Raw genomic sequence first — 12,515 nt, forward strand, 5'->3', positions numbered from 1 at the left:
CGGTATGGGTCAGCCCCCGGTCAGCCGATAAGATCGCGACCCTTTCCATTTAAAAACTCCGTCGGAGACATCATGAAGAAACTGTTTGCCCTCGCGGCGATTGCCGCGGCCGCCGTCGGCGCACACGCCCAGGATTTCCCCGCAGGCAAGCCCGTGACGCTGGTGGTGCCTTTCTCGGCCGGCGGCCCGACCGACCGCGTGGCCCGCGACCTGGCCGAATCGCTGCAGAAGACGCTGGGCACGACGATCATCGTGGACAACACCGCCGGCGCCGGCAGCTCGATCGGCACCGCCAAGGTGGCCCGTGCCAACCCCGACGGCTACACGCTGCTGCTGAACCACATCGGCATGTCGACGATGCCGGCGCTGTACCGCAAGCTGCCGTTCAACGTCGAGAACGACTTCGAATACCTCGGCATGGTCAATGAAGTGCCGATGACGCTCATCGGCAAGCCCGGCCTGCCCGCCAACAACTACAAGGAACTGACGACCTGGATCAATGCCAACAAGGGCAAGATCAACCTGGGCAACGCCGGCCTGGGCGCCGCCTCGCACCTGTGCGGCCTGCTGTTCCAGAGCGCACTGAAGATCGAGATGACGCCCGTGCCGTACAAGGGCACCGCGCCGGCCATCGCCGACCTGCTGGGCGGCCAGATCGACCTGCTGTGCGACCAGACCACCAACACCACGTCGCAGATCGAGGCCAAGAAGGTCAAGGCCTACGCCGTGACCACCAGCAAGCGCCTGAGCACGCCCGCGCTGAAAGACCTGCCCACGCTCGACGAGTCGGGCCTGAAGGGCTTCGAAGTGTCGATCTGGCACGGCGTGTACGCCCCCAAGGGCACGCCCGCACCGGTGCTGAAGAAGGTCAACGAGGCCATCAAGGCCGCCATGAAGGACCCGGCCTTCATCAAGCGCCAGGAAGGCCTGGGCGCCGTGATCACCACCGACAAGCGCGTCGAGCCGGCCGAGCACAAGAAGTTCGTCTCGGCTGAAATCGCCAAGTGGGGTCCGATCATCAAGGCCGCCGGCGTGTACGCGGACTGATCCTTTCGATCTCCCATCGAAAAAGCCGCCGACCCGAAAGGGCCGGCGGCTTTTTTCATGCGGTGACAGCAGGAAAAGAATCAGGGAGGCGAGTAGGTCCACGCCTCGAAGTTCTTGCGCACATCGACCTGGCGCGCGGTGCGTGCCGTGAAGATGAAGCTGCTGACCGACGAGCCCTGCGCGTATTGGTAAGCGTTGTTGCCGACGCTCACGCAGTGGTTGTCGCTCGGCGAGTTCACCGGCTGGCAGTAGATGACGGCCTTGCGCGCCGAGGTGCGCACGGTGATCGAGTCGGTGAAGCGGTTGTTGTTCGGGCCACGGCCGGCCACCAGGAAGGTGGTCGGGGCGTAGGCGCCGCTGGGCACGGCCCAGCCGTCGAGGTTGCCCTCGGCGCTGAAGTCGATGTTGTTGGCGGTGGGGTCGGACGGCACCGGCGCGCCGAACACGATGCCGCGCGGGACACCGTCGATTTCCTGCATCAGCTCGGCGCGCAGGGCCGGCGTCATTTCCACGGTCGGCAGTTGCACGGCCTCGGCGAGGGTCGGCGCGCGCGAGAAGGTGCGCACGTACTGCACCGGGTTGGTCCCGCCGGCCGCCAGGAAGAACTCAAGCTTCCAGACCGCCTGATCGGGAATGGCGCTCAGCTGCGTGTCGTCGAACTGCGGCGCTGCGAAGAGATTGCCGGGCTCGACGCTGCTCGGGTTGCCGCCTTGCGCCGGGTCCACGTAGCGCGCGGCCATGCGCCACAGCGAGGAGTTCAGCGCGCCGTTGGCGGTGCCGTCGGTGGTGAGCACCAGGGTGGTCAGCCCGGGCCGGGGCACGAGGACCAGCTCGCGGCCCGGCAGCGCGGACGAGGTGGCCACCACCTTCGTGAAGATCGAGTCGCCATTGCCGTCGAGCACGTTGTCCACCGACACGTTGTAGCCCGCGGCGTGGTACTTCAGGTTCGCGTGCTTGAGGAAGTCCTTCAGCTCCTGCTGCGGGCGCACGGCGGCGCGGTAGGCGTTGCTGTTGCCGGTGAGCTTGAGCGCGCCATTCACGATCCTGGCGTTGAACACGTCGTTGTCGGTGTTGCCCACGCTGTCGGTCCAGCGGTAGGTGAGCGCGATGTCGCCGCCCGGGTGGAAGTATTCGAAGTTGCCGCGGTCGTGCTTCAGGTTGGTGGGGCCGAAGCGGAACAGGCTTTCGAAAGGCCGGCGCGGGCCGCTCGACGCGCGGCCGATGTGCAGGCCGGCCGCGACGAAGCTGGCCGGGTCGTCGCCCACGAACAGCGTGCGGCAGGCCGGCGCGACCACGTTGGCGGCCTCGCCGAAGGCGTTGCCATCGGAGCCGATGGTGCTGTCCACGCGCTCGTTCAGCGGCAGCGCGTAGCAGGCGTTGAGGCGGTCCAGCAGGTCCTTGACCATCGCCGGCGTGGGCGGCTGCACGAGGGCCGCGGCATCGACCGCGGGCAGCGGCGCGATGCTGCTCTCGCCGGTGCGAAACACGATGGACACCGGCGCGCTCTCTTCGCTCGCGGGCTGCGCCTTGACGGTGATCTCGATGTTGGCGGCCGTGCCGTCGGGGCGCACCGACACGTTCAGCGTGTCGAGCACGCGGTCCTGTCCCGTGCCGTTGGCCTGGAAGGTGCCGCTCATCGGGTCGATGCTGGTGTTGAGCGCGTCCAGCAGCGGCTTGAGCGCGGCCACGAGCTTGGCCACCTGGTCACTGATGGCGCCCGGTGTGACGGCGCCGGCGTCGGCCTGCACCGCGGCGGCGAGTTTCGACGGATCGCCGTTGGGCGACAGCTGCGCCACCACCACGGTGGTCAGCGGCGTGACGTTGGTGGTGCCGCTGGCGGTGCTGGCGGTGGTGCTGTAGAGCGTGAGGTCGTCGCGCACGGCCTGGATCACCAGCGGCGCCTTGGTGCCCGCGGGCAGCACGCAGCTGTAGGTGCCTTCGGCCGGCACGGTCACTTCGCAGACCTTGGCGCCGGTCTGGTCGAACACGGTGAGCGCGGCGCCGGCAAAGGCCGCGCCGGTGGCCACGGTGCCGCTCAACGTGCCGGGCGACTCGGCGGCGGGCGGCGTGCCGCCGTTGCCCGTGCCGACGGGGAATGCAAAGCCACCGCCGCCTCCGCCACCCCCACCGCCGCCGCAGGCGCCGAGGATCAACAGGGTGGCAAGGGACAGGGCGTGGGGGATTCTGGAGGTGGGGTGGGGCATCGTGGGTCTCTCGAAAAGGGAAAGGGCCTGGGCAGCAACCGAGGGCGCTGCAAACAATAGCTTTCGCTTTTGGAAATCAAATGATGCAAATGCACCATTCTTGAAACCGCACGGCCGAGCCCCGCGCGCGTCACCGGAACATGGGATGGGCATGCAGCGGCGGGACTGGAAGACTCCCCGCATGACCTTCACGGCCGGTGTCCCGCGCGACTTCAGCGACCTCCTGTTGCGGCTGTACCGCCTCTCGCACGAGCTACCCATCGACGCCTTCCAGGACGCCGCGCTCGACCTCCTCAAGCCCGTGCTGCCCTTCGACTCGTCGATGTGGGGTACCGCCACCCGCACCGACCACGGCATCGACATCCACACGATCCACCTGCACAACCAGCCGCTCGAGATGGTCACGGCCTACGAGCAGGTCAAGCACATGGACACGGCCGCCGGCGAGGTGGCCAAGCAGTCGAACGCCACGCTCGCCTTCAATGCGCAGGCGTGGTTCTGCCGCGACGACCAGGCCGAGCTGCGCGACTACGGCCGCCGCTTCGAGCAGGCCAACTTCTTCATCACCTCGGATTCGAACCCGCAGACGAGCTTCGTCCACTGGCTCAGTCTGTTCCGCGCCGACCCGGAAGCCCACGGCACGGAGGAAGAGCGGCAACTGCTCGCCAGCCTCGCGCCGCACGTGATGCAGGCGCTGGCGCTGAACCGCGTGATGCACCTGGACCGCCTCGAGGCGGGCAGCGCGTCGCCCGGCGGCTCGGCCATCGGCGACCTGCGCGGCGTGCTGTACCACGCCGACCGGCTGTTCGAGGCCATGCTGAAGGCCGAGTGGCCGGCCTGGCACGGCCGCACGCTGCCCGATGCGCTGCTGCAGCACTTCCTGCAGGGCCACGCGCGATTCAACGGGCGCGAGATCGTGGTCACGCACCGCGTCGAGCAGCGCCTGCTGTTCCTCAAATGCCGCCATCGCTGCCGCGCCGACAGCCTCACGCCGCGCGAGCACACCATCGCCGAACTGCTGGCGCGCGGCGACACCCACAAGGAAGTGGCCGCCATCCTGAACCGCTCGCCGGCCACGGTGCGCAACCACATCCAGTCGATCTACGACAAGCTGCAGGTGGGCAACGTGGCGGGGCTGATCCACGAGCTGCGGCTGGCGGGCTGACGAGCGCCCGCCCCCAAAAGAAAAGGCGCCGATGGCGCCTTTTCTGTTTGAGTCCGCGATACCTCTACTTCGGCCGGATCGCGTCCGCCGTGCCCTGGATGAAGGCCTTGATGCTCTCGATGTCGTCGCCCGAGAGCTTGCCCGTGAAGTCGGGCATGCCGCGCGACATGGCCGGGCCCTTGAGCACGAACTTGTCGAGGTTCTCGATGTAGGCCGGGTCGAGGTAGCCCAGGTTCGGGATGTTGCCGCCGCGGTCCACGCCCGGCACGCCGTGGCAGAACACGCAGTTGCTCACGTACAGCATGGTGCCGGCCTGGACCTTGGCGGGGTCGTACTTCACGCCCTGCACCAGCTTGGCCATGCGGTACTCGACGAACGCGGGCATCTTGGCCGTGCCGCCGACCGCGAAGGTGTAGACCGTGCCCGGGCCCTGGCGCTCCGTGGCGCGCTGCGCCAGGCCGTACACGCCGCCCCAGCCCACGGCCACCGACACGTACTGCTTGCCGTCCACCATGTAGGTCGCGGGCGCCGCCACCACGCCGGTGCCGGTGGGTGTTTCCCAGAGCTTCTCGCCGGTCTTGGCGTGGTAGGCCACGAGGCGCCCGTCGGCCGTGCCCTGGAACACGAGGTCGCCGGCGGTGGTCAGCGTGCCGCCGTTCCACGGCGAGGCGTAGTCCACGCCCCAGGCTTCCTTCTGCTTGATGGGGTCCCAGGCCACGAGGCGGCCGAAGGGCTTGCTCGTGGGCGGCTCGACGTTGGCGAACTTGCCCAGGTTCCAGCCCAGCGCCGCGTGCGGCCGGCCGGGCGCGTTCTCGTCGAACTTCCAGGCCTTGTCGTCCATCAGGTTGATCGGCACGTGCTGGGCCGGCAGGTAGGCCAGGCCGGTCTGCGGGTTGTAGGACATCGGGTGCCAGTTGTGCGCGCCGAACGGGCCCGGGATGCTGTCGCCCGGCTTCTCGTTCTGCCGCGCGGCGGGGACCTCGATCGGCCGGCCGTTCTTGTCGTAGCCCGTGGCCCAGTTGACCGCGACGAAGTTCTTCGCCGAGATGAACTTGCCGTTGGTGCGGTCGATGACGAAGAAGAAGCCGTTCTTGGGCGCGTGCAGCAGCACCTTGCGCGCCTTGCCGTTCAGCTTGACGTCGGCCAGGATCATCGACTGCGTGGAGGTGTAGTCCCAGTTGTCGCCGGGCGTCTCCTGGTAGTGCCACTTGTACTTGCCGGTGTCGGGGTCGAGCGCGACCACCGAGCCCAGGTACAGGTTGTCGCCGCCCTTGGGGCTGCGCGCCTTGGCCGCCCAGGGCGAGCCGTTGCCGGTGCCCACGTACATCAGGTTGAGCTCGGGGTCGAAGGCGAAGCTGTCCCAGGCCGTGCCGCCGCCGCCGGCTTCCCAGTACTTGCCGCTCGGGTCCCAGGTCTTGGCGGCGCGCGCCATCGACTCGTCCTCGAAGGGCTTGCTCGGGTCGCCGGGCACCACGAACCAGCGCCACTTCTGATCGCCGGTCTTCGCGTCGTAAGCGGTGACGTAGCCGCGCACGCCGTACTCGGCGCCGCCGTTGCCGATGATGACCTTGCCCTTGAACACGCGGGGCGCGCCGGTGATGGTGTAGCTGCCCTTCTGGCCCTCGATGGTGTTCTTCTCCCACACCTTCTGGCCGGTGGCGGCGTCGAGCGCGATCAGGCGGCCGTCGTAGGCGGCCACGTAGACGCGGCCTTCGTACAGCGCCACGCCGCGGTTGACCACGTCGCAGCAGCCCCTGAAGCCTTTCGTGCGGTCGACCTGCGGATCGAAGGTCCAGATCTTCTGCCCGGTGCGCGTGTCGATCGCATGCACGATGCTCCACGAGGCCGTGACGTACATGATGCCGTCGACCACCAGCGGCGTGGCTTCCACCCCGCGCGTCGATTCGAGGTTGTACGACCAGACCAGCCCGAGCTGCTTCACGTTGCCGGTGTTGACCTGGTCGAGTTTGCTGAAGCGCGACTCGGCGTAGTCCAGCCCGTAGCTGGGCCAGTCGGGCGTCTTCTTCGCCGCGTTGGCGCGCACGAAGTTGCCGTCGACGCGCTTGGCGGCCGCGCCGGCGCGGTCCTGCGGGCTGGCGGCCGTCTGGGCCAGCGCCGGGGCCGCCAGGCCCAGGCACAGCAAGGCGCCCGCAAGCAGGCGCCGCCCGGAAAGAGGCTGTGTTGTCGTCTTCATCGGGGTCTGTCTCCTTCTTCGTTCCGCCCCAAGGATCGTTCGCACGGCGCCAGCCTTCACCCCCGGGATTTCCCCAGTCCAGCCTTGTTCCATTGCGGAACACATTCGAGACGGTCCCTGAATCCAGAAGAGGCAGCGAACCCATGGCGCTCGACAGGCTCGGCACGGCGGATGCGCCGCGCCAACTCTTTGCCAGCACGCCGGCGCAGCGCGTGGCGCTGGCGCGGCAGCAGTTCTTCGAAGAAGGCGTGCGCCCCTCGGGGCTGGTCGGCGAGGCGGTCATCCAGTCGTGGATGCGCTGCAGCCGCACCCACGCCGACCGGCAGCGCGTGGTGTCGTTCGACGCGGTCACGCCCAGCCGGCTGCACACCACGCTCGCGCGCAACCGCGAGCTGCTGGACGTGGCGCGGCACGAACTCGCGCAGATGGAGCACATGCTCGCGGGCACCGACTGCCGGGTGATCCTGACCGACCGCGACGGCGTGGTGGTGCATGTCACGAGCCAGCCCGCCGGCACGCACCAGCCCGTGCTGCGCCAGACCGCGCGCCTGGGCGTGAACATCTCCGAGCGCGTCGTGGGCACCACGGCACCGGGCATCGTGGCCAGCACCGGGCAGGCCTGCACCGTGGACGGCGCCGAGCACTACTACGACGTGCTGTGCCACATGCAATGCGCCGCGGCGCCGATCCGCGACGTGAGCGGCCGGCTCGCGGGTGTGCTCGACCTCACGGTGGAGGCGCGGCGCTTCGGCTTCGACGCGGCCTCGATGGTGGCGCTGCACGCCACCATCATCGAGAACCGGCTGCTGCAGGCGCAGTCGCGCGACCACCTCATCCTGCGCTTCCAGGCCAGCCCCACGCTGCTGGGCACGCCGCTCGAGGCGCTCGCGGGCATCGCGCCCGACGGCACCATCGCGTGGCTCAACAACGCCGGCGCGCGGCTGCTGGGGCGACTGCCCGAGGCACCCGACGACCGCGACGTGGAATGCCTGCTGGGCCACGACCTTGCGAGCCTGCTGCGGCTGGGCCGGCGCGAGGCCGCGCAGCCGCTGCGGCTGGCCAGCGGGCTCGGCGTGTGGATGCAGGCGCAACTCAAGGGCGCGGACGGCGCGGACTTCCGCCACGCGGTGGCGATGCCGGAGATGGCGAGCGCACAGGTCGATGCGCCCGTGGCGATCGACGTGCAGGCGCAGCCGCCCGTGGCGCTTGCTCCCACTAGTGAGACGCCGCCCACCGAAACCCTGCGCGAGCACAGCCGCAAGCTGATCGAGGACACGCTCGCGGCGCACGGCGGCAACGTGTCGCAGGCGGCGCGGCAGCTGCGCGTGTCGCGCGGCACGCTGTACCGGCGGCTGCGCGGCTGGCGCGACGACGACAGCAGCGCGGCAGTGGACTGACGGCTCAGGCGCCGGCGCGCGCCAGTGCCCGCGCGCGGCGCGCCTTCGCATCGGGCTGCAGCGGCCGCAGGTAGTCGTGCAGCGCGAGCGCCGCTGCTCCCACCGCGGGCGCGAGTTCTTCGTAGCGCGCGGTGCGCAGTTCCGGTGCGGGCATGCCGGCGCGCTCCGCATGGCCCTTCACGCCTTCGAACGCGGCTTGCGCGAATTCCGGATGCTCCGCGCAGACCTTGCCCCCGAGCACGATCGCGCGCGGGTTGAAGGTGACCCACAGGTTCTGCAGCAGCACGCCGAAGAACGCGGCGGCGCGCGCCATGTCCGCGCCCTCGCGCGCCAGCACGCGCGAACCGAAGAAGGCCTCGGCGCAGCCGCGCCGGCCGCACGAGCACAGTGGCCCGTCCAGCTGCAGGATGGTGTGGCCGATCTCGCCGGCCATGCCTTGCGCGCCGGTGAAGAGGCGGTCGTTCAGCACCACGCCCGCGCCCACGCCGACGTCGCTGTTGACGAAGATCAGCGGGTCTTCGCCCTCGCCCGCGGCGAACTCGTACTCGCCGAGCGCGGCGGCATCGGCGTCGTTCTGCAGCTGCACGGTGACGCCCGGCAGGCCGGCCGCGGCCAGCGCCTTTTCGAGCGCAGGCAGCAGGTTCACGTTGCGCCAGCCGAGGTTGGGCGCGAAGCGCACGACGCCCGTGCAGTCGTCCACCGCGCCGGGCACGCACACGCCGATGCTCGACAGGCGCAGGCCGCGCTGGTCGAGGTGCGCGTGCGCGGCCGCGGCCATGCGCGCGAGCTGTGCGCACACGCGGCCGGGCTCGCCGTCGTCCAGCGGCTGGGCTTCCGCATGCAGCACCTCGCCCTGCAGCGAGACGCACACGAGGCGCAGCGTTTCGACGGCGATCTCCACGCCCATCAGCGCGCGCACGCCGACGTTGATCCGCAGCGGCGTGGACGGCCGCCCGAGCCCGTCGGCCACGGCGGCGCCCGATTCGCTGAGCCAGCCTTCGTCGAGCAGCTCGCGCACCAGCAGGCTCACGGTCGACTTGGTGAGCCCGCTTTCGCTCGCGAGCCGCGCACGCGACAAGCCCGGCTGCGCGCGCAGCAACCGCAGCAGCACGCTGCGGTTCAGGCGCTTGAGCAGCTGCTGGTCGCCGATGGTCTTCATGTCATGCCGCTGCGGTGGCCGCGGTTGCTGCGTGGTGCGCCTGTTCGCGTCCCTCGGGCCGCTTGCCGGCAATGATCATCCCGAGCACCTCGTCCTCGGTGACATCGGCCGTGCGGTAGGTGCCCACGAGCTTGCCGTTCTTCATCACCGCGAGCCGGTCGCTCAGTGAGAACACATCGGGCATGTCGTGCGTGATCAGGAAGATGCCAACGCCGTCGTCCTTCAGCTGCTTGACCAGGCGCCCGACCATCGCCGTCTCTTCGGGGCCGAGCGCGGCGCAGGGCTCGTCCATGATGAGGATGCGCGCGTTGAAGTACAGCGCGCGCGAGATCGCCACCACCTGCCGCTGCCCGCCCGACAGGCGCCGCACCGGGATGCGGATGTTGGTGAAGTTCTTGTTCAGGCGCTGGAACACCTTGCGCGCCTGCACTTCCATGAAGTGGTCGTCCAGCGTGTTCCACGCCGTCATCTTCTCGCGGCCCAGAAAGAGGTTGGCCACCGAGTCGAGGTTGTCGGCCAGCGCGAGCGTCTGGTAGATGGTCTCGATGCCCTGGGCCTGCGCCTCGGCGGGCGTGCGGATGTGGACCTTCTCGCCCGCAATGAGCGTGTCGCCCGAATCGATCGGGTAGGCGCCCGCGAGCATCTTCATCAGCGTGGACTTGCCCGCGCCGTTGTGGCCCAGGAGCGCGACCACTTCGCCGGGGTAGAGGTTGATGCTCACGCCGTCCACGGCCTTCACGCCGCCGAAGGCCTTGCGGATCTCGCGCAGCTCGACGAGTGGCTTCGTCATATCCGGGAGCGTGCTCATTGCGACTCCTTCCTGCGGTTGGCCCGCGCAGCGAGGCCTGTTCGGGGGCACCCGCGGAACCGGCTTTGCCGGGCCGCCGGGTGCGCCCCCTTGAGGGGGGATGCGGCTACACGAAGTGAGCAAGAAACGGGGGTGGGCTTCACTTCAGTTCTCCCCGAACTTGCGGCGGTAGAGCACGTCGAACACCACGGCCACGATCAGCACCTGGCCGATGATCACCATGCGCTTGCCGATGGGCACGTCGAGCAGCAGCATGCCGCTGTCCAGCGATTGCATGATCAGCGCGCCCAGCACCGAGCCGAAGATCGAGCCGCTGCCGCCCGCCAGCGCCGTGCCGCCGATGACGGCCGCCGCGATCACGTACAGCTCCATGCCCGTGCCCAGCGAGTTGGTGCCCGCGTTGAGCCGCGCGATCGACACGATGGCCGCCACCGTCACCAGCACCGCCAGCAGCGCGAACAGCATCAGCGTGACGCGCTGCACCGGAATGCCCACCAGCGCCGCCGCGTCGGGGTTGCCGCCCATCGCGAACACATAGCGCCCGAAGCGCGTGCGGTGCACGATGAACGACAGCACGATCGCCACCGCCGCCCAGATCAGCACCGGAATCGGAATGCCCTGCGGCTCGCTCTTGGACGAGATCTGGTAGCTGTTCATCACCCAGGCGAAGCCGACCACCACCGCCACCGGCACCGCCGTGAGCAGCACGTCGAGCCACAGCGCCTCGGTCGGCATGTCGTAGCGCTGGCGCGCGCGGCGCTTTTGCACCATGCGCCCGAACAGCACCAGCGCCACCAGCCCCGCGAGCACCCAGCTGGCCGTGACGCCGATGCCACCGTCGTAGCCGCCACCCAGGCGCTGGAAGAACTCGTCGTTCACCGGCTGCGTCTTGCCGTCCGCCACCAGGAAGGCCGCGCCGCGAAACGACATCAGCCCGCCCAGCGTGACCACGAACGAGGGCACGCCCAGCACCGCCGTGAGCCAGCCCTGGTAGATCGACACCAGCAGCGCCACCGCGAGCCCCGCGAGGCAGGCCGTGGGCCACGACCAGCCCGAGGTGTACTGCAGGTAGGCGATGAGCACGCCGACGAAGCCCATCACCGAGCCCACCGACAGGTCGATGTGGCGCGCCACGATGATCAGCACCATCACCGTGGAGACGATGCCGACCACCGCCGTCTGCTGCGCGACGTTGTAGAGGTTCTCGGGCGAGAGGAACACGCCGCCCGACATGATGCTGAACGCCACCGCCATCACGGCCAGCAGCACGCACATCAGGATCAGGCGCAGGTCGATGCCGGTGCGGCGCCACCAGCCGGGTGTTGGATCGCTCATTTTTTTCAAGCCCCCTCAGGACGGACTACAGGTGCGCAACCGTCCCGCCGGCAGGCCCTTGCGGGTCGGCCGGAAGCCATGTTGCGAAGAGATGGAGAGCGCGTTCAGCGAGAAGCTGAACGCGCCGGTGGTTGCTGCGTTACTTGCAGGCCGCGGGCGCGTTCGCGCCCGAGACGCCCTTGCACAGCTCGTCCTTCTTGATCCAGCCGGCCTTGACGATCACGTCGAGGTTGTCGCGCGTGATCGGCACCGGCGTCAGCAGGCGCGAGGACAGCGAGAGCTTCTTGGCGCCGCCGGCCCAGGGCGCGGCCTTGTCGACCGGCTTGCCGGCCGCCAGCGAGACCGCCGCCGTGGCGGCTTCGCGGCCGAGCTCGCGCGAGTCCTTCCAGATGGTCGCGGTCTGCGTGCCCAGCGCCACGCGGTTCAGCGCGGCGAAGTCGGCGTCCTGGCCCGACACCGGAATGCCGCGCAGGCCCTTGGCCGTGAGCGCTGCCACCGCACCGCCGGCGGTACCGTCGTTGGCCGCCACCACCGCGTCGACCTTGTTGCCGTTCTTGGTGAGGATCTGCTCCATGTTCTTCTGCGCCACCTCGGGCTTCCAGCCTTCGGTGTACTCGTCGCCGACGATCTTGATGTCGCCCTTCTTGATAGAGGCGTCGAGCACTTCCTGCTGGCCGGCGCGCAGGAAGTCGGCGTTCGGGTCGCTCGGCGAGCCCTTGATGATCACGTAGTTGCCCTTGGGCTTGACCTTGAGCACCTCGCGCGCCTCCATGCGCCCGACCTCGACGTTGTCGAAGGTGATGTAGAACACGCCCGGCGCCTCGATCAGCCGGTCGTACGCCACCACCGGCACCTTCTGCCGCGTGGCCTTGGTGACGGCGGGCAGGATCGCGTCCTTGTCCATCGCCAGCACGATGAGCGCCTTCGCGCCCTTGGACATCAGCCCCTCGATGTCGCCCAGCTGCTTCTCGGGCGAGCCGCCCGCGTCGGCACTGATGTACTTCGCACCGAGTTTTTCCAGCTGCGCCTTGATCGCGGCCTCGTCGGTCTTCCAGCGTTCTTCCTGGAAGTTGGACCAGCTCACGCCGACCACGGTCTGCGCCATCGCGCCCACGGCCGTGAGACCGAACGCCAGGGCGGCCAGGGTGTGTTTCGTTGTCAGTTGCATCGGTGTCTCTCCTCAGAACGGTGTGCCGGGGTAGTTAG

9 protein-coding genes are annotated in these 12,515 nt (G+C 69.1%); 3 read left to right on the forward strand and 6 right to left on the reverse strand.

Annotated elements, in window-relative coordinates; translation table 11 throughout:
* The first annotated feature begins 72 nt into the window (after positions 1-72).
* Positions 73-1,047, forward strand: coding sequence for a tripartite tricarboxylate transporter substrate-binding protein (locus tag VHAB30_RS29665; RefSeq protein ID WP_070062994.1), 975 nt, complete (start codon positions 73-75; stop codon positions 1,045-1,047).
* An 80-nt stretch (positions 1,048-1,127) separates the two neighbouring features.
* Here the strand turns inward: VHAB30_RS29665 and VHAB30_RS29670 are convergent, their stop codons facing one another.
* Positions 1,128-3,251, reverse strand: a complete 2,124-nt coding sequence (locus tag VHAB30_RS29670; protein WP_159279577.1) for a carboxypeptidase regulatory-like domain-containing protein — start codon at positions 3,249-3,251, stop codon at positions 1,128-1,130.
* Positions 3,252-3,432: 181 nt separating this feature from the next.
* Between VHAB30_RS29670 and VHAB30_RS29675 the strand changes: the two genes are divergently transcribed.
* The gene (locus VHAB30_RS29675; protein ID WP_062473909.1) at positions 3,433-4,416 is read left to right on the forward strand and encodes a helix-turn-helix transcriptional regulator; all 984 of its coding nucleotides are present in this window, start codon (positions 3,433-3,435) and stop codon (positions 4,414-4,416) included.
* Between the two features lie 64 nt (positions 4,417-4,480).
* Here the strand turns inward: VHAB30_RS29675 and VHAB30_RS29680 are convergent, their stop codons facing one another.
* Entirely contained in the window at positions 4,481-6,610 is a 2,130-nt protein-coding gene (locus tag VHAB30_RS29680; RefSeq protein WP_159279578.1) for a PQQ-dependent dehydrogenase, methanol/ethanol family, read from the reverse strand.
* A gap of 143 nt (positions 6,611-6,753) precedes the next feature.
* Between VHAB30_RS29680 and VHAB30_RS29685 the strand changes: the two genes are divergently transcribed.
* Positions 6,754-8,007 carry a helix-turn-helix domain-containing protein gene (locus tag VHAB30_RS29685; RefSeq protein WP_159279579.1) on the forward strand — a complete coding sequence of 418 codons (1,254 nt, stop codon included), beginning with the start codon at positions 6,754-6,756 and terminating at the stop codon, positions 8,005-8,007.
* 4 nt (positions 8,008-8,011) lie between these two features.
* Here VHAB30_RS29685 and VHAB30_RS29690 read toward each other — a convergent pair whose 3' ends face one another.
* The 4 genes from VHAB30_RS29690 to xylF form a co-directional block, all read right to left on the reverse strand.
* Complete coding sequence (locus tag VHAB30_RS29690) at positions 8,012-9,166, reverse strand: ROK family transcriptional regulator (RefSeq protein ID WP_159279580.1); 1,155 nt, start codon at positions 9,164-9,166, stop codon at positions 8,012-8,014.
* Position 9,167: 1 nt separating this feature from the next.
* Positions 9,168-9,974 (reverse strand): ATP-binding cassette domain-containing protein, encoded by an 807-nt coding sequence (locus tag VHAB30_RS29695; protein WP_159279581.1) that lies wholly within the window; start codon positions 9,972-9,974, stop codon positions 9,168-9,170.
* 144 nt (positions 9,975-10,118) lie between these two features.
* Positions 10,119-11,309 (reverse strand): sugar ABC transporter permease, encoded by a 1,191-nt coding sequence (locus tag VHAB30_RS29700; protein ID WP_159279582.1) that lies wholly within the window; start codon positions 11,307-11,309, stop codon positions 10,119-10,121.
* A gap of 139 nt (positions 11,310-11,448) precedes the next feature.
* Positions 11,449-12,471 (reverse strand): D-xylose ABC transporter substrate-binding protein, encoded by a 1,023-nt coding sequence (xylF, locus tag VHAB30_RS29705; RefSeq protein ID WP_390904083.1) that lies wholly within the window; start codon positions 12,469-12,471, stop codon positions 11,449-11,451.
* Between the last annotated feature and the right edge of the window lie 44 nt (positions 12,472-12,515).

Source organism: Variovorax boronicumulans, from assembly GCF_009811375.1.
GTDB lineage: Bacteria > Pseudomonadota > Gammaproteobacteria > Burkholderiales > Burkholderiaceae_C > Variovorax > Variovorax boronicumulans.